Source organism: Roseovarius albus, assembly GCF_900172335.1.
GTDB lineage: Bacteria > Pseudomonadota > Alphaproteobacteria > Rhodobacterales > Rhodobacteraceae > Roseovarius > Roseovarius albus.
Genome location: NZ_FWFX01000005.1, coordinates 55,494 through 73,221, shown reverse-complemented (window position 1 = coordinate 73,221; position 17,728 = coordinate 55,494). Strand labels below are relative to the sequence as shown.

At 52.9% G+C, this 17,728-nt stretch carries 18 protein-coding genes; 6 read left to right on the top strand and 12 right to left on the bottom strand.

What is annotated here, in order from left to right; all coding sequences use genetic code 11:
• Positions 1-3: 3 nt before the first annotated feature.
• The gene (locus ROA7450_RS09285; RefSeq protein ID WP_085805432.1) at positions 4-246 is read right to left on the bottom strand and encodes a DUF4170 domain-containing protein; all 243 of its coding nucleotides are present in this window, start codon (positions 244-246) and stop codon (positions 4-6) included.
• Positions 247-383: 137 nt separating this feature from the next.
• Here ROA7450_RS09285 and ROA7450_RS09280 point away from each other — a divergent pair, with 137 nt between their 5' ends.
• A complete protein-coding gene (locus ROA7450_RS09280) occupies positions 384-1,124 on the top strand; it encodes a glutamine amidotransferase (RefSeq protein ID WP_085805431.1) in 741 nt (246 codons plus the stop codon).
• Here ROA7450_RS09280 and ROA7450_RS09275 read toward each other — a convergent pair.
• Positions 1,121-2,329 carry a trans-sulfuration enzyme family protein gene (locus ROA7450_RS09275; RefSeq protein WP_085805632.1) on the bottom strand — a complete coding sequence of 403 codons (1,209 nt, stop codon included), beginning with the start codon at positions 2,327-2,329 and terminating at the stop codon, positions 1,121-1,123. The two genes, ROA7450_RS09280 and ROA7450_RS09275, sit on opposite strands and share 4 nt — an antisense overlap.
• A gap of 109 nt (positions 2,330-2,438) precedes the next feature.
• Between ROA7450_RS09275 and ROA7450_RS09270 the strand changes: the two genes are divergently transcribed.
• Genes ROA7450_RS09270 through ROA7450_RS09260 form a run of 3 tightly spaced genes read left to right on the top strand, consistent with a single transcriptional unit; the run spans position 2,439 to position 5,427 of the window.
• Entirely contained in the window at positions 2,439-4,451 is a 2,013-nt protein-coding gene (locus ROA7450_RS09270; RefSeq protein ID WP_085805430.1) for a M3 family metallopeptidase, read from the top strand.
• Positions 4,448-4,930 carry an RNA pyrophosphohydrolase gene (locus ROA7450_RS09265; protein WP_085805429.1) on the top strand — a complete coding sequence of 161 codons (483 nt, stop codon included), beginning with the start codon at positions 4,448-4,450 and terminating at the stop codon, positions 4,928-4,930. The genes ROA7450_RS09270 and ROA7450_RS09265 overlap by 4 nt, the downstream gene beginning before the upstream one ends.
• On the top strand, positions 4,927-5,427 hold the full coding sequence (locus ROA7450_RS09260) for a hypothetical protein (RefSeq protein ID WP_085805428.1): 501 nt from the start codon (positions 4,927-4,929) through the stop codon (positions 5,425-5,427). The genes ROA7450_RS09265 and ROA7450_RS09260 overlap by 4 nt, the downstream gene beginning before the upstream one ends.
• A gap of 61 nt (positions 5,428-5,488) precedes the next feature.
• Here the strand turns inward: ROA7450_RS09260 and ROA7450_RS09255 are convergent, their stop codons facing one another.
• The 6 genes from ROA7450_RS09255 to ROA7450_RS09230 form a co-directional block, all read right to left on the bottom strand.
• On the bottom strand, positions 5,489-6,985 hold the full coding sequence (locus ROA7450_RS09255) for a phosphomannomutase/phosphoglucomutase (RefSeq protein ID WP_085805427.1): 1,497 nt from the start codon (positions 6,983-6,985) through the stop codon (positions 5,489-5,491).
• 22 nt (positions 6,986-7,007) lie between these two features.
• Complete coding sequence (gene kdsA / locus ROA7450_RS09250) at positions 7,008-7,844, bottom strand: 3-deoxy-8-phosphooctulonate synthase (RefSeq protein WP_370738206.1); 837 nt, start codon at positions 7,842-7,844, stop codon at positions 7,008-7,010.
• Positions 7,845-8,708 carry a KpsE/RkpR family capsule polysaccharide export protein gene (locus ROA7450_RS21480; RefSeq protein WP_306372429.1) on the bottom strand — a complete coding sequence of 288 codons (864 nt, stop codon included), beginning with the start codon at positions 8,706-8,708 and terminating at the stop codon, positions 7,845-7,847.
• A 655-nt stretch (positions 8,709-9,363) separates the two neighbouring features.
• The gene (locus ROA7450_RS09240) at positions 9,364-10,026 is read right to left on the bottom strand and encodes an ABC transporter ATP-binding protein (protein WP_085805425.1); all 663 of its coding nucleotides are present in this window, start codon (positions 10,024-10,026) and stop codon (positions 9,364-9,366) included.
• Positions 10,027-10,239: 213 nt separating this feature from the next.
• Positions 10,240-11,271 carry a permease gene (locus ROA7450_RS09235; protein WP_085805424.1) on the bottom strand — a complete coding sequence of 344 codons (1,032 nt, stop codon included), beginning with the start codon at positions 11,269-11,271 and terminating at the stop codon, positions 10,240-10,242.
• 13 nt (positions 11,272-11,284) lie between these two features.
• Positions 11,285-11,611, bottom strand: coding sequence for an ArsR/SmtB family transcription factor (locus tag ROA7450_RS09230; protein ID WP_085805630.1), 327 nt, complete (start codon positions 11,609-11,611; stop codon positions 11,285-11,287).
• 159 nt (positions 11,612-11,770) lie between these two features.
• Between ROA7450_RS09230 and ROA7450_RS09225 the strand changes: the two genes are divergently transcribed.
• Both ROA7450_RS09225 and ROA7450_RS09220 read left to right on the top strand, forming a co-directional pair.
• Entirely contained in the window at positions 11,771-12,733 is a 963-nt protein-coding gene (locus tag ROA7450_RS09225; RefSeq protein WP_085805423.1) for a LuxR C-terminal-related transcriptional regulator, read from the top strand.
• Positions 12,734-12,850: 117 nt separating this feature from the next.
• A complete protein-coding gene (locus ROA7450_RS09220) occupies positions 12,851-13,843 on the top strand; it encodes an MBL fold metallo-hydrolase (RefSeq protein WP_085805422.1) in 993 nt (330 codons plus the stop codon).
• 66 nt (positions 13,844-13,909) lie between these two features.
• Here ROA7450_RS09220 and ROA7450_RS09215 read toward each other — a convergent pair whose 3' ends face one another.
• The 4 genes from ROA7450_RS09215 to dapE all read right to left on the bottom strand — a co-directional run bounded on the left by ROA7450_RS09215 (position 13,910) and on the right by dapE (position 17,549).
• A complete protein-coding gene (locus tag ROA7450_RS09215; RefSeq protein ID WP_085805421.1) occupies positions 13,910-15,268 on the bottom strand; it encodes an MATE family efflux transporter in 1,359 nt (452 codons plus the stop codon).
• 159 nt (positions 15,269-15,427) lie between these two features.
• On the bottom strand, positions 15,428-15,739 hold the full coding sequence (locus ROA7450_RS09210) for an ETC complex I subunit (protein ID WP_085805420.1): 312 nt from the start codon (positions 15,737-15,739) through the stop codon (positions 15,428-15,430).
• A gap of 56 nt (positions 15,740-15,795) precedes the next feature.
• Positions 15,796-16,365, bottom strand: coding sequence for a TIGR04282 family arsenosugar biosynthesis glycosyltransferase (locus ROA7450_RS09205; protein WP_085805629.1), 570 nt, complete (start codon positions 16,363-16,365; stop codon positions 15,796-15,798).
• 29 nt (positions 16,366-16,394) lie between these two features.
• Positions 16,395-17,549, bottom strand: a complete 1,155-nt coding sequence (gene dapE / locus ROA7450_RS09200; RefSeq protein WP_085805419.1) for a succinyl-diaminopimelate desuccinylase — start codon at positions 17,547-17,549, stop codon at positions 16,395-16,397.
• Positions 17,550-17,728: the final 179 nt, after the last annotated feature.

Here is a 17,728-nt window from a genome sequence, read left to right as displayed (position 1 = left end):
GAGTTAGCCCAATTCTTCGGTGGCTGACGCGGCAACTTCTTCGTCGCGTAGACGATGCAAATGGGCGATGAAGTATCTCATATGCGCATTGTCGACGCTTTTCTGCGCTTCGGCTTTCCAGGCGTTGTATGCCGTATCATAATCGGGAAACATTCCGACAATATGCAGGTTTTCGACATCTTTGAATACATTCATGGAAGGCTCTAACAACTCTCCCCCAAAAACGAGATGCAGGCGCTGGGTCATTTTAGCTCCATTCTTGCATGAATTGGCCGCACCCTAGTTCTTTGATGGCTGAGGTCAAGTTGGCTGTATGAACAGCAGCTTGACCTTTGATGCCAAACACGCCAACCACAAAAGCACTCTGCCTGTAGGAACTCATGATGACTAAACCATTCTTGATTTTTCAACTCCGCCCCGAGGATGAAGCGGCAGATGATGAATTTGCAGCCTTTCTGCGCAAGGGCGGACTGAAGATCGGACAAGTGCGGCGGATACGACTTGATCAAGTGTCCCTGCCAAGTGATTTGGATTTGGCTAACTACGCTGGAATAATTGTGGGTGGGGGGCCCGGATGTGTCAGCGATGACCCCGAGACCAAACCGGTGATTGAGGCGCGGATTGAAGCTGATATTCTGTCGCTCATGCCTGAGGTGACGGAGCGGGACATTCCGTTTCTGGGCTGTTGTTACGGGATCGGAATTCTTGGCAAACACCTTGGGGCAGAGGTTAGTAAACGCGCCCATGGCGAGGCAGCTGGTACAGCCAATTGCTCCTTAACCGAAAATGGTAAATCAGACCCTATGCTGGCTGAAATACCTGAAAAATTCGATGCGTTTGTGGGGCATAAGGAGGCGTTACAGATCCTTCCAGAAGGCTGCGAGCACCTTGTCAGCGCCCCAACCTGCCCGTTCCAGATGGTGCGGTACAAATCTAATGTTTATGCCACACAATTTCATCCCGAAGCTGATGCTGATGGGTTTGAAACGCGGATCAACATCTACAAACATCGCGGTTATTTTGCGCCCGAAGATGCCGAAAATCTGATCGCAATGTGCCGCGCAGCAGATGTACACGCCCCGGAGCAAATATTGCGAAACTTTGTTCGGCAGTACAGTGGCTAAAGAACCTTTGATAGGTCTGCAATGATGTCTTCTGCATCTTCCAAGCCAACGGATAGCCGGAAAACGCCATCACCTGCAAAGTCGCGATAGCTATCAAGTTGCGACCCTTCCAGCTCGAAAGACGAATCCATCAATCCAGCGGTCTCCATCCAGAATATAAGTGACCGATGATGCCCCAAAGACACCGCATGGTGCACAACTTGCAGTTCTTGCGCCATTTTATTGGCCAGTTCCTGTCCTTTGGCCGCAGTGCCAACCTGGAATGAGATCATGCCAGAAGTATTGACCATTTGCCTTTGTGCGAGGTCGTATTGTGGATGGGATGGCAAACCAGGATAAATCACTTTGGTTGCAGAAGACTCGTTTTCCAGCCATTTGGCAACGGCCATTGCCCCCTCTTGGTGCGCCCGCATGCGCAGCGGCAACGTAGCTGCGCCCCGCGCGATAAGCCAGGCGTTGAACGGGGACAAAACCCCTCCGTGGTGAATTGCTGCTTCGGCACGCAACCGGTCGATCAATTCCGCGTTGCCGGCGATAGCACCACCCACGGCATCTCCATGGCCTCCGATATATTTGGTGATGGAGTGCATGATCAGATCAATGCCGAGTTCGGCACAATCTTGCCCTAGAGGCGAGGCAAAGGTTGCGTCGCAACTGACCAAGGCACCCGCATCATGTGCGAGTTCAGACATCGTAGCCAGATCTGTCAGGCGGCAGATGGGATTTACGGGGGATTCACAATGTACCAGTTTGGTATTGTGCCTCAGGGCCTCCGCTACATTGGCCGGGTCGGACATGTCCACAAAACTGACCTCGATCCCCATGCGTGGAAGCGTTTCACGGGCAAGTTCAGCAACACCGGCGTAAGAAACATCAGATACAACCGCATGATCGCCCGAAGATAGGACTGTGAAAAAGATCGCGCTGGCAGCAGCCATGCCACTCGCTGTGCACAAGCAGGCCTCGGTCCCTTCCATCGCTGCAATCTTCTTTTCTAGCATCGCAACGGTAGGATTGCCCCAACGCGCATAAAGAAAGCCGCTTTCCTCATCCAGATCATGAGCCGAAAAACCAGCGGCTTCATCGACCACAAAGGTCGAAGACATATGCAGCGCAGGTGCTGATGCACCAGTTGTCGGATCGGGCCCTTCTCCGGCATGAATGGCTGTGGTCTGTGGCCCTGTTTTTTGATTGCGCCCTATCATAACTTCCCCCGCTATTTGTTGTGCAGTTGGGCGTAGTTCGCGGAAACTTGCAAGTCTGATTGCGACGCCGCCAAAAAGTGCATAGCTATGAGGCAAAGGAGATTTGCCCATGACTAACCCGCTTTTGGCTGATTGGAACACGCCGTTCGAAATGGCTCCCTTTGACAAGGTGTCTGACGAAGATTTTGCACCCGCGTTCGAGCAGGCCCTAGCCGAGGCAAAAGAAGAGATCGCAGCCATTGGGCAGCAGGCTGAAGCGCCCGCATTTGAAAATACGATTGAGGCGCTTGAGGTTGCGGGCAAACAACTCGAAAAAGTGCTATCCGTGTTTTTCTCCGTTGCTGGAGCGGACAGCAATCCAAAGAGACAAGAGCTACAACGTGAGTTCAGTCCGAAACTAGCAGCCTACTCGTCTGACATCTATGGTGACAAAGCACTGTTTTCCCGGATTGAGACACTGTGGGAGCAACGTGAGACTCTTGACCTGAGCGAAGAGCAAGAGCGCGTTTTGATGCTAACAAACCGCTCGTTCCGGCGTGCGGGTGCGGCACTGACAGGTAAACAAGAAGCTCGAATGCGCGAAATTATGACGCGTCTAGCTGAATTAGGCACTGAATTTACGCAGAACCTGCTGGCAGATGAAGCAAACTGGCATGTGGAACTGTCCGAGGTTGATCTCGAAGGCCTCCCTGAATTTTTGATCGGTGCAGCACGGGCTGCAGGACGGGACAAGGGTCTAACAGATCCGGTGATTACCTTGTCGAGATCCCTGTTGGTCCCGTTTTTGCAATTCTCACCGCGTCGCGACCTGCGTGAGCTAGCGTTCCGTGCCTGGACCGCGCGCGGAGCGAATTTCGGAGAAACCGATAACCGGGGGATTTGCGCTGAAATCTTAGTATTGCGGCAAGAGCGGGCGCAGCTACTTGGGTATGACAGTTTTGCCGATTTCAAGTTGGAAACGGAAATGGCCAAAACGCCCGGTGCTGTGCGGGATCTGCTGATGGCAGTCTGGGAACCAGCCAAGACGCAAGCCAATGCCGATGCTGAGGTTCTAACCAAAATGATGCAGGCTGATGGGATAAATGGCGATCTCGCCCCGTGGGACTGGCGTTACTATGCGCAAAAGCGCCGCAAGGATGAACATGATTTGGATGAGGCCGAGCTTAAGCCATACTTTCAGCTTGAGCGTATGGTCGAAGCCTCATTTACGTGCGCAAACCGCTTGTTCGGTTTGGAATTCAAACCGCTCGATGTGGCATTGTACCATGCGGATTGCCGAGCATGGGAGGTGACACGTGACGGAGAACACGTTGCGGTCTTCATTGGTGATTACTTTGCGCGGGCTTCAAAGCGCTCAGGTGCCTGGTGCAGTGCGATGCGTGGACAAGCAAAATTCCCCGAGGTTCAAGGCCCTGTGGTGATCAATGTGTGTAATTTTGCCAAGGGCGATCCTGCCTTGCTCTCTTATGACGATGCACGCACGTTGTTCCATGAATTTGGCCACGCCTTGCACCAGATGCTGTCGAATGTGACGTACGAATCTGTGTCTGGAACAAATGTCGCGCGTGACTTTGTTGAACTGCCCAGCCAACTTTACGAACATTGGCTTGAGGTGCCCGAGGTGCTTGCCGAATTTGCGATCCATGCAGAAACCGGTGCTGCGATGCCAAAGGAATTGCTCGACAAGGTTTTGGGTGCAGCGACCTTTGATATGGGCTTTCAAACGGTTGAATATGTCGCCTCGGCACTGGTTGATCTTGCCTTTCATGTGGGCGATGCCCCGGCTGACCCGATGGCAAAACAGTCAGAGGTGCTTGAGAAAATTGGAATGCCGTCCGCCATCACCATGCGTCATGCCACGCCGCAGTTCACCCATGTGTTTGCAGGGGATGGCTATTCCAGCGGTTACTACAGTTACATGTGGTCCGAGGTGATGGATGCAGATGCCTTTGCCGCTTTTGAGGAAGCAGGCAGTGCGTTTGATGCGGAACGCGCCAAGTCACTGGAAGACAACATTCTATCGACGGGCGGCTCAAAGGACGCCGAGGAATTGTATCTGGCCTATCGCGGCCGCTTGCCCGGGGTTGAAGCGCTCCTCAAAGGCAGAGGGCTGGCGGCATGACCCCGCAAGAGATTGAAAAACTACCCTATCGTCCCTGTGTTGGGGTGATGCTGGTCAATCAGGCGAACGAGGTGTTTGTCGGTCAGCGTCTCGATAACGATGCGCCTGCTTGGCAAATGCCTCAAGGGGGTGTTGACCCCGGCGAAGAACCGCAAGATGCAGCCTTGCGCGAGCTTTGGGAAGAAACGCGTGTTTCAGCGGAGTTAGTCACTGTTTTGGCGCAAAGCGAAGGTTGGATTCCCTACGATTTGCCGCATGATCTGGTCCCTAAAATATGGAAGGGTCGCTATCGTGGGCAGGAACAAAAATGGTTTTTGCTGAGATTCCACGGAGTGGATTCCGATGTGAACATTCAGACCGATCATCCCGAGTTTTCGGAATGGCGCTGGCTTCCAGCACGGGATCTGGTTGATAACATCGTTCCTTTCAAACGCGCTGTTTACGAACAAGTTGTTAGCGAGTTTGGAGTGTATCTATGACCCTGTTTGCCCGTGCGATCTTGCCTGTGCTTTTTGCCATTTCCAGCGGCCCCGTTTTGGCTCTTTCCTGTTTGCCGCCGGATGTTGCTCGCACTTACAATTTCGCGCAAGAGTCTGAGGATCGGTTTGTTGTGGTGTATGGAGAACTGAGTTTTGATGAGGTAAAGCTCCCTCAAACGGATTGGGAGAACCAAGAGGCCACGCCCCCAGATACGTTTATTCCCGCCACGCTTAAGGGACAATCGTTGGATCAAACCGGGTTCGCGAAACCCTTTGTTCAAGAGATCACCATGAACGCGCGCTGCTTCGGACCTTGGTGTGCTGGCGGCACTTCAGATCTCGACTATCTGGCGTTTCTGAAGGAAACAGATGAAGGATATCTTCTGGAGTTAGATCCCTGCGGTGGCATGGCCTTTGTTCAGCCTAGCAAGGAAACGTTGAACAAGGTGAAAGCCTGTTTTCAGGGAAAATCCTGCAACGAAGATTCTCTGAAGTAACCGGGATTATATGTGTGGAATTGCGGGGGCTTGCCCCCGCTGAATTCAGTGCTAATGCGCTTCAGATCGTTTGGTCGTAATCGCCAACCGCCTCTTCCGTCCGGATAACGGCGTCAATGTCGGCAAAAATTGCGCGCATTTCCGCATCACTTTCCGAGCTTTCACAAACCACAACCAAGTTGGGTGTGTTTGACGATGCGCGTACAAGACCCCAGCTTCCATTGTCCAAAATTACACGTGCGCCGTTGACCGTGACCACCTCTTTGATCGCGCGACCGGCCAACGTTTCGCCTGCCTCAGCCTTGGCAACCAGTTTCTCCACCAGACGCTCCAACACCTGATACTTTTCTGTATCGGCACACCAGGGCGACATGGTTGGCGTGCTGTAGGTGGTTGGCAGTGCCTTGCGCAGGTCAGACATCGACATGTCTGGGTTGCGATCCATCAGCTTGCAGATCTCAACGGCAACGCGCATCCCGCAGTCGTAGCCGCGGCCAACAGGCTCTGCCAAAAAGTAGTGGCCAGATTTCTCAAATCCCGCCAAAGCACCAATTTCTTTAACACGGCGTTTCATATGGCTGTGGCCAGTTTTCCAATAATCCGCCTTGACGCCATTGGCCTTCAGCTCTGGGTCTGATGCAAACAAACCTGTCGATTTTACGTCGGCCACAAAGGTTGAGTTTGGATAAATTTTGGACAGATCGCGGGCCATGATCACGCCAACCTTATCGGCAAAAATCTCTTCTCCCTCGTCATCCACAACGCCACAGCGATCGCCGTCACCGTCAAAACCAAGTGCCAGATCAGCACCCGAGGCCTTCACACTATCGGACATGTCATGCAGCATTTCCATGGCTTCGGGATTCGGGTTGTAATGCGGGAAGGAGTAGTCCAGCCGGTTATGGCTTGGCACCACTTCCACGCCCAGACGTTCAAACAGTTCAGGTGCAAAGGCCGAGGCCGTGCCATTGCCCGTGGCGCAGACCACCTTGAGCTTGCGGGACATTTTGAAATCACCCACAAGATCATCAAGGTACGCCTCACGAACACCATCAACAAATTCGTATCCGCCGCCGGGTTGGGCTTCGCCCTGGCCGCTGAGAACGATATCCCGCAACTCACCCATTTCGTCAGGGCCATGGGTCAAGGGCCGGTCAAAGCCCATTTTGACCCCTGTCCAGCCATTGGGATTGTGGCTGGCCGTCACCATAGCGACGGCGGGCACATCCAGATGGAACTGCGCGAAATATGCCATCGGAGACAACGCCGGACCAATGTCTTTGACCTGAATACCCGCTTGCATCAATCCTATGATCAGAGCATTTTTGATCGCCAGAGAATAATCGCGATAGTCGTTGCCGACTGCAATCACCGGTTCAATTCCGCGGCGCTGCATCTGTGTCCCCAACCCCAAGCCAAGGGCGGTCATGCCAGGCAAGTTGATCTCATCCGGGTATTTCCAGCGGGCATCGTATTCGCGAAATCCAGTGGGTGTGATCATCGCATCACGCAGAAAGGGCCACGTGTTTGGTGTGACGTCGTAAATTGGTTTGGTCATGGGAATATTGTCCTGAAGGTCGTTAAATTTGGATCGGATTGGCCTTGGCCAGCCGGTCAAATTGCATCAACTCATCCAGAAGTGCGGGCATCTGTGTGAGTGGGATCATGTTTGGTCCGTCTGATGGGGCATTGTCGGGATCCTCGTGTGTTTCGATGAAAACCGATGCCACACCAAGAGAGATCGCAGCCCGCGCCATCACCGGCGCAAACTCACGCTGACCGCCACTGCTGCCACCTTGTCCGCCGGGTTGCTGCACCGAATGTGTGGCATCCATTACCACCGGGTATCCGCTGGCTGCCATCTGCGGCAAAGACCGCATATCGGCAACGAGGGTATTGTAGCCAAAGGACGTGCCTCGTTCGGTCAGCATGATCTTGGTGTTACCCGTACTTTCGATCTTCGAAACAACATTCGGCATATCCCAAGGAGCCAGAAACTGGCCCTTCTTGACGTTGATGACCGCACCGGTTTCGCCTGCTGCTAACAACAGATCTGTCTGACGGCAAAGGAACGCCGGAATTTGAAGAACATCACACACACTTGCCACTTCGGCGCATTGGTCGGGCAGGTGCACGTCAGTCAGGACTGGGACATTCAGTGCGTCCTTGACAGCCTGCATCACTTTCAGACCTTCATCCACACCTAGACCTCGTTTGCCTGACAACGAGGTTCGGTTTGCCTTGTCGAATGAGCCTTTGAAAACAAACTGCGTTCCCACCGCATCGCACGCTTCCTTCATGGTGCCGGCAATCATTTGGGCGTGATCCACGCTTTCAAGCTGGCATGGTCCGGCAATCAGGCATAGGGGTTGGTCATTAGCAATATCCAGCCCGGAAAATTTGACATGTTTTATCATCTATGAGGACATCTGCTCTTTAAGGATTGAAACCGTCAGCGATAGCATAAGGTAGATACCAGCAAAGATCAGGAAGGCAAGGAGGGTGTTTTCAAATGCCTTTGGATATGATGCCTCTTCAGATGCAACGGGTCGTACGCTGACAGAGAGGTATCGCACTTGCTTATTGGCTTCGATCTCGCTTTGTCGCTTTGTTTCCAACGCAGATTGAAGCACTAAGTCGGCTGTCGCTAAATCTGCTTGGGCGATCTGGATTTCAGCAGCCTTTGATGCTAGCGAACTATCGCCTTCCACTTCTTGCGTCAGGCGCGCCTTTTGTCGCGCTAGCTCAACTTCCAAAACGGCCACTTCACCTTGAAGTGCCTCAACCTTCGACCTGTTTGGCTTGCTGTTCCCCAACTGGGTATTCAAAGCGAGCTGCTTTTCCTGTAACTGGATTTCGACATTGCCAATCAAGGTGCGGATGCCTGCAATTTCACCTTGCGGATCCAGAATGGACCCTTCTTGCAGGGTAACGAGGCGCTGCTGTGCCAAGCGGCGCTCTTGCTTGGCGTCTTCCAAACTTATTGAAGAGACCTCAAGTGTATCGCGACGCTTCTTTTTGCTAAGCTGGTCGACATTTTCTTCGGCATATTCAATGAGTTTTTCAGAAAATGCAACGCTATCGAGAGGGTCAGGAGATGAAACCTCCATCCGAATAAGACCCTCCGTCGGGTCATACCCTAGCTTAATATATTTTTTGTAAAGCTTGTACGCTTTGTTGTTGGTCGCGTCAGGCTTCAAGCGTTGAAGTGGATCCACATTTTCGGTGCTGAAGGTCTCCCGAAATTGCATGTCTTCGTCTAGGCGGATCATTGCGCCCATTGATTGTAGGTATTCTTGGGTCGCGATCGAATCTGGGCCTGTGGCAAATGCAGTCCCCTGAAACAAACCTGCCGGGGTCGTGCCTGCACCATCGGCCGTCAAAATTTGAAACGTCGATTTTGATGAATACATTGGTGTGGCGACAGCGAAGTAATAATAACCAGCAATTAACGTTGGCAGGAAAACAAAGACCGAAAGTCGCGCAAGTAACAGAAATAGCCTTTTTCGCCGACGGCGCGCGATGTCCTGCCGAATTTCGGTGATTTCCCTTTCGCGTTGCTCTGCGGGGCTAGCTCCTTCTGAAGGCACCCCCCCTCTGGCACTCACGGTTTGTGGAAGCTGAACCGATTTGGGCTGTGCGTTTTCGTTGCCTGCCGAGGATTGAACACCGGCGACATTTGGGCGCTGGAAAGGGTCAAGGCCACGAGCACGCAGCAAACGAACGGCATCGAAATCTGAAGTCGCTTCAAGACTGTGCCGCTGCGCCAACTTGCGTGCCATCCGGAGTTGCCGCCCTGTCAGCCCTTCTTGTCGAATGCTTTCAAGCTCCTTTGCGACCGTGTTGATCTCAGACGCGCCGTCTGAGTCACCAGTGGAATTTTTTGCACCATCATTCGGTGATATCGCTTTCGGCGCGTTGCGTCGTGTGCGGTATTTAGCGGCCTTGGGTTTCATAGTCATACAACTGCTTTGCCTCTTCCAAGGTGTCAAACATATACAATTGGCCATTCTTTAATACGGCCGCAGAGTGCGCAAACTTTTCCAATATTCTAGGGTCGTGAGACACAATAACAATGGTTGTTGTGCGCAAACGTTCTTCGAGAATTTCCCCGGCTTTTCGGTTGAATTCAACATCAGTGGTACCGGGCATGCCTTCGTCGATCAGGTAGATGTCGAAGTCGAGCGCGAGCATCAAGGCAAAGGTGAACCTTGCCTTCATGCCGCTTGAATAGGTGCCGAGCGGTTGGTCAAAGTATTCTTCCAATCCACATAACCACCTGCAATAGGCCTCTACATAGTCAGGATCTAATCCGTACATCCGCGCAATGTAGCGTGAGTTTTCCATCGCGGACATTCTGCTGACCACTCCGCCCATAAAGCCCAGTGGGAAGCTAATTCTGCAGCTTCGCCGGATATGCCCTTCGTCAGGTTTTTCTAATCCGGCCATCATGTTGATCAAGGTCGTTTTACCGGTGCCATTTGGGGCAAGAATTCCCATAGACTTGCCCAGCTCAATCCGAAATGACACACGATCAAGGATCACCTTGCGCCGCGTCCCTGTCCAAAAGGACTTGCTGACATTTTCGAATTCGAGCATACAGATTTCCGGTTTTGTCCAGTTGCCTAAATACCTTATATACCCGGGCTTTCTTAAGGCTTTATTGGCCGGATTTGGCCGCAGTATGCCGGATCATGCCTTATAAACACAACTCAATGGAAAATATTTGTGAATTGAAGTGCAAAAACCAGCGCAGAGCGCTGGTTTTCACCGCCAATAAAATGCGACGTTTCGTATGTGCTTACAGAGACATCAGGCGGCAATTGTCTGCCACAGCAGACCGGCCATGATTGCCCCGGTAATTGCAAAGCCCAAGTAGGCTGCAAAAACCCGGGGTTTGACCAGCGCCCAGACTGCAATTGCGGCTGGAATGCTGCTGATGCCACCAGCGATAACAAAACTCATGGCGGCCCCCTGGCTCATGCCCTGTGCCAACAGCGCGTCAATCAGGGGCACAGCGGCATAGCCGTTCAGATATGCTGGCGCTCCGACTATGGCACCAAGGATGATTGGCCCAATGCCTTCACCACCCAGAATGCGTGCGACGGTTTCGGCCGGGATGTAAGCTAGCATTAATGCTTCGATCACATAGGCCAGCGCCAGCCACTTGATCAGAAATTTAGCGTTGCTAAAGGCAGAGTCCTTGAATGCTGTCAGGCGGTCAGCATCGGTCCAGAAGCGCCATTGGGGTATTCCGTCGAAAGAATTGTTGGAGCCACAACTGCAACCAACCTTGGGGATTTCTCGCAATGGATCATTAAACAAAGGCGAGCGCGCAAAGACCAAAGTTGCAAATCCACCAAACAGACCAACCCCAACAGCCGCAAGCGTTTTGCCCATGGCAAAGTCCCACCCCAATGTGCCTGATGTGATGAGAAACATCGCCGGATCCATTAATGGTGACGCCAGCCAAAATGCCATGACCGCCGCTAAGGGCGCACCAAGGGCAAGCATGGCGGCGATGAAAGGAATGACCTCACAACTGCAAAACGGGGCAAGGCCACCGACCAGTGCTGCAACAAAGATCATTTTGATCGTGTTGCCCTGAAACGCCTTTGCCAGAAGGGTCTCTGCGCCCGTCGCCTTGAGATAGGCGACTGCAAAGACCGCAAATGCAATGAAAGGCGCGGTGCCAAGGAGTGCCTTCGATGCAAATTGCACCGCCGGGATAAATTGCGGCCAATCTAGCAGGGCCAGCAGAGCCAAGATCACGGCTAACGCCAGCCAAACCTTATCCATCCCCCGGACAAGGCCGAGGGGCTTGTTTACAGTTGTGTCAGTCATCAAAGTGTTCCGTTTACGGCTCTTCTGGCGCGTCGGCGCAGCATTCGTGCAACAAGAATTCGCAAAGGTATTGCAGCTTGTCATAAGCCACTGCGGCGCAGATGATGCTCCGCCCTTTCTTTTCCTGCGTCACCAACCCCGCTTGCGACAGGATTTTCATGTGATGGGTCAGGGTTGACCCCGTGACGCCGCTCCGCTGGCCCAACTCGCCAATGCTCAGGCCATCACGACCAGCCCGAACAAGGATACGTAGGACCATCAACCGTTGTTCGCTTCCCAATGCAGCGAAAGTCGAGGCGGCAATTTCCAGTTCAATGTTATCAGAATCGGTATATTTCATATTTCCAATATTATCGAAATAATAATTGGCGGCAAGTAATATTTCGATAATTGTGAAAATAAATAAGAAATCCAATCCGACCTATGGTCGCCTAAATTTGATTTTGCGCTTTGGTGAATTTGCCTCACTCCTGCAAAAGCAATAGATATTGAGACTGAGATGGCGGATCGAAAACCAGACATATCACCGGAGACCATTGAGAAATGGCAGCGCATCGTTGATCTGATCGCGCGAGTTGCCGATGTGCCGGCCAGTTTGGTGATGCGTACGCACGAGCCGCATCATTCAGTCTATGTCACCAGCCAGGGCACCGACAATCCATATAAACCAGGGTGCAAGTTTACCCTGAACGAGAAGCTCTATTGCTACGGCGTGTTGCAACGCGATGGCGAGCTGTTGGTCGAAGATGCTGTTTGTGATCCTGAGTGGGCAGACAATGACGATATGGAACATGGTATGAGCTTCTATATCGGTTATCCATTGAAATGGCCGGATGGCACAATTTTTGGCACCATCTGTGTGCTGGATTCCAGACGCAATCGTCGTGCATTGCTGTTTCGCGAAGGACTGCAAGAATTTGCCCGCGTGATAGAGGCTGATCTGGAACTGCTGATTGAAATCAAACGCCGCACGGCATTGGAGGCCGAGTTACAGGCCACACTGGACCAATTGGAACAACGTGTTTCAAACCGCACCGCCGATCTTGAGGAGGCAAACACGGCACTGCGCGTCCTGTTGAACAGTGTCGAAACCTCTCGCGCAGACTATGATGCCAATATACTGCGTCAGATCAAAGGATTGGTAATGCCACATCTGGCCAAGTTACGCAGCCGATTGGAAAGCGATCCCGCTGGCCGAGTGTATGTCGAATTGGCGGAGCAAAACCTGAAATCCATCACCTCAACGATGAGCGGCCAGCTCACCACGATTTTTGAAACCCTTACGCCGACCGAGCAAGAGGTCGCGCAAATGATCATGCGCGGACAGACGACAAAGGATATCGCCCGGACGCTTTCGCGAGAGCCCAGCACAATCGAATTTCATCGCAACAACATTCGGAACAAGTTGGGTTTGAAACGTAGCGGCCAAAACCTGCGCAGCCTGTTGTTGTCGATCCAATAACATGGGGATTATCCCCATATTTCCCCCGCACTCTTTCAATACCGTTTAAGTGACCCTCAGTTGCTACCCTGTTGACATCCGGGTTGAGCCGGAAGTGAAACAACAGGGAATAAGCATATGGAAAAGGAAGATCTCAAACTGGAGCCGGCATTGCTGAAGGGGGGGCGGGATGATCTGGCCCCAGGTTTGTCGCGCCGGTCGTTCTTTATGGCCGCTGGGGCGGTCGGAGTTGGTGGTGCAGCATCTCTGCTGGGCAGCACGAGCGCCAAGGCACAATCAACTGACTGGACACAGCCCGGCAACAACAACGGTGTGATCGAGCTGCAAAAGACAACGGGTACTGCCGCTGATGGTGCTGTGGGCATCGACTTCTATGGTCACTGCGCGCTCAAGATCACTTCACCTGGTGGGGCAACGGTGCTGTTTGATCCTTGGCGCGACGATCCATCAGGCGCTTGGGGCCTCTGGTTCAAAAACGAATTCCCGGAAACACCCGTGGACATCTGTATGTCAACCCACACCCATTTCGACCATGATGCCATTCACCGCCCTGTTTCAACCATGGTGCTGGATCGCATGGTTGGGAACTTCGAATTTGCAGACCTAAAAATCACTGGCTTTGCCGATAAACACGTCTGCCGTGCACCCGGCTGGTACAATTGGACCAATGCACTGAATGAATTCGGCGTTCAGGCTTGTCCACCGGACAATGTCAGCCACATGGATATGGTGGTCTATCTGGTCGAAACTGGTGGTGTCAGGACATTGATTTGGGGCGACAACCGTCACGATCCGCCGCAAGAGTTCTGGGATGCCATCGGACAAGTCGATGTTCTGACAATGCCGGTGGATGGATCACAGCATATCCTGTCATACGATCAAGCGAATGACATTGTCTCGAAGCTCAAGCCCAAGGTTGTCATTCCCACACACTATCTGAATGAGACCACAAGCTATACGCTCACCACTCTGCAGGCTGCAGACGACTGGGTGAAAGCGCAGCAGAGCTACAAGATGCTGGACAGCGCCAGCCTGTCCTTAGAGGTAGGTGAAATCGCCGGGATGGATCGCGAATTCATGCATTTTGGCAATCACGCCTTGACCGCCTGAACTTGAAAAAAGCCCCCGGGATGCGCGGCAAACAATATCTCGGGGATTTCCATTAACTTGAGCTATTCAAGTGTCTTGCTCTGATGATGTCGTGATCTGCCAGTACCGCGCCAGCAATAATACCGCGGCCACGGCAAGACCAATCGCCAGGCCAAGCCAAACGCCAAGCCCTTCCATGCCAATCACAAAGCCGAGATAATAACTGGCTGACACGCCGATGATCCAATAGCTGAACACGGCGATCACCATCGGGACTTTTGTATCCTGAATGCCGCGCAAAAACCCCAATGCAAGAACCTGCAAGCCGTCAATCATCTGGAACAACGCTGCTGCTGCCAGTAACACCACACCAACGGTGATTACTGCGGCACGGTCTGGTTCATTGGGGTGCATAAAGACGCCCAAGATGGCCTCGGGAAAGACAATAAACAGGGTCGAGGCGGTTACCGCTACCAAGGCTGTGATTGCCATTGCCGATTTCGCAATGGTTCGCATGCTGATCCGGTCCGCTCGCGAATAGGCCTGACTGATCCGTACCGTGGCAGCATTACTCAGACCTAGATGAATCATGAAGGCGACCGATGCGGCCTGAAGCGCGATACCATGAGCTGCCAGAGGGATCTTGCCTAACCATCCCATCATTGTAGTTGACGCAGCGAAAAGGCTGACTTCGGCCAGATTGGTCAATCCAATTGGCCAACCCAAACGAGACACCTGCCCCAATGCCTCCCAATCTGGTCGCCAGAGTCTTTGAAACAACGAATGCTCGGGCAAAACACGCGCGATATATATCGCCAGCACCACAAATGATGCGACGTTCACAATCAGTGAGGCCAAGGCGGCGCCTCGGATACCCATCTCGGGAAAGCCAAAGTTTCCGAAGACAAGCACGTAGTTCACGAAAATGTTCAAGACCAGCGCCGCAACGGTCACCCACAAAATTACCTGTGTGCGCTCAAGCGCCGCCAGATAGGATTTAAGGACCATCACTAGCAGCGATGGCATGACTGCCCAGGCAAGTATAGCAAGATAATCCTGTGCCAAGGCGGCAATCCGTGCATCTTGACCCAGGGCGAGGAAAAGGGATTCAGACCAAACCATGGGTGGAATCACAGCCAGGCCAAACAGAATTGAAGCCCAAGCTCCCATGCGTGTGATCCGCCTTACCTGTGTTTGATCGTCAATTTCGGCGGCGGCTGCGACCAACGGCATGATGGCAAAGGCAAAGCCTGATCCAACGATGAACACGACATAAAACAGAGTGCCGCCCAGAATCTCACCTGCCAAGGCTTCGACACTGTACCAGCCCAACATGGCTGCATCGGTTAACGTGATGGCCAACTGCGCCAGATGGCTGCCCACCAGAGGCAAGGCCAACAAGGCCAGCGCACGTGTGTGATGGCGATATGAAGTCGCTTTAGACATGGCTCAAGCCCTATGATGGTGTGTTCAGCGTGGCAAGATTTCTGCGACGCAAAATAGAGTAATCCGCCAAGGTGGCGTCTTTAGAGTAACAGGGGCGCGATCCCTGCCCGTCCGCGATTTAGGTAGAGAAAGCGACCTTTCAACAAGGTCTTAACCTTACTAGTGGGTCCAAGCGCCCCGTCGGTTGGTGGCAAAGTTTTCGCCATAACCTCCTGTCCGGATGTTTGGCTTGCGCTTGTTTGGCTCTTGCACCACGGCATCAATTCCATGCTCTTGCGCATACTCAACCGCCGCTTCGCGACTGGTGAATCGCAACTTGACCTGTGCCTGTGTGTCCGCCGATGAGGTCCAGCCCATCAGCGGATCAACGGATCGCGCTGTTTCAGCGACATATTCCAGAACCCACTGCTTGGTTTTTGCAGTTCCCGATTGCATCGCATTGCGGGCAGGCTGATAGATACGCGCTGGCATGGTGATCTCCTTCGTCTGTCGCCATATATTCAGATTTGGCTGGATACAGCAAGGCATCAGCTGCGCGCGGTGAGTGCCTTCAAGTCTGCGAGTGTGTCGACGTCACCCAAAGTATCGGTCAAGGCGACTTTTACCTGCCCCAAGCTGACTATGCTATCGGAAAGCGCATGTGACGTCGACCAACGCACATTTTTGAACAGCTGAGGTGACGGAGATGTCATACGTTTCAAGCCGGTCAACCAGTACCCTCCATCCTCAGCCGGGCCAAACACTGCATCATGTGACCCCAGCGCTACAAAGGCCCGCGTGATATGATGAGCGCGTAAGTCAGGAACATCCGCCCCAATCACACAGACTGGACCGGGTGGCATATGACGCATTACACGCGCCATGCGTTGTCCGAGATCGCCACGCCCTTGTGGAATGCGCGGCAGATGCGCGGGCCAGACGCGTGATCGCATCCCGGCATGATCCGGTGCCACCGCCAACACCAGATGCCACCGCGGATCATCAAGTTCTCGTATCAGGCGCGATACTTGATGGCGGAACCACCAGGCTGACGCCGTTAAGCCGATGTCTCGACCCAGTCGCGTTTTTACACGTCCCGGACGTGGCTCCTTGACCATCAGCACCAAATGGCGATTTTGAGCCTTATTCACGCAAAATAGTCTCTTAATATGCGCGAATAAATCGATTTGAGTTGATGGATCTGTGTAATCTCAACCCGCTCATTAACCTGATGCATCGTCTGCCCCACCAACCCGAATTCAACCACCGGGCAATGCGATTTGATAAACCGGGCATCAGAGGTTCCGCCTGTGGTGGAGAGCATGGGTGTTATACCTGTTTCCGTCTCAACCGCACTTGAGACCAGCGCCGATAGCTCACCGGGCGGTGTCAGGAAACTCTCGCCTGACACTTTGATCTTCATCTCACCCTCAACGTCAAATTCTACACAGACCTGATCCAACTCCTCTTGCATCCAATTGATTAGGTCCGTGCTATGGTGTGTATCATTGAACCGAATGTTCACGATTGAGCGCGTCTGTGCCGGAATCACGTTCGTAGTTGGATTGCCGGTGTCGATGTTCACAACGGCCAAAGTAGATGGATCAAAATGATCCGTGCCTTGGTCCAATTCCTTTGACGCCAAACGATCCATCAAACGCACCATTGGAGGCAGCGGATTCTTTGCGCGATGCGGGTAAGCCGCATGCCCCTGTATCCCTTTGATCGTAAACCAGGCAGACAACGACCCGCGTCGGCCGATCTTGATCATGTCTCCCATTTTTTCAGGACAGGTCGGCTCACCCACGAGACATCCATCCATCTGCTCTCCGTTGTCTTGCATCCAATCCAGAATTGCGGTGGTGCCATCAATGGCATCACCTTCTTCATCGCCAGTAATGGAAATCACAATTGCGCCGTCGGCAGGTGGGGTGTTTTGCACAAAATCAATTGCTGCCGCGGCAAATGCTGCGACACCAGATTTCATATCCGTAGCCCCGCGTCCCCACAGCATCCCATCGTGCTCGGTCGCCGAAAATGGGGGAAAGGTCCAATCGGCCTCTGCTCCGATAGGGACAACATCAGTATGGCCATTGAACCCGAAGGTTCTTGGCGCGGCTTTCTTGCCCCACCGCGCGTACAGGTTGCTCACCTCGCCACGATCAACACGGGTGCAATCAAACCCGGCTTGGGCCAGCAACCCTTCCAGCAAAACTAGCGCACCACCTTCTTCAGGGGTTACCGAAGCACAGCGGATCAGGTCAGCGGTTAACGTCGCAGGATCAACGTGACAATTGGACATCGAAAACACTCCAGAGTTCAGCACAGGCCCTATCGCGGATTTGGCGGCAAGGCAAATGCCATGAACTGCTGTTTGGTTGGCTCATTGCTTTCTATGCTCTATTCCGACCTGTAGGTTGGCGTGGCTTAAAAACCTCTGCAAAATAGACACTAATTCAGAGGCCTTGCGCCATTACCTCC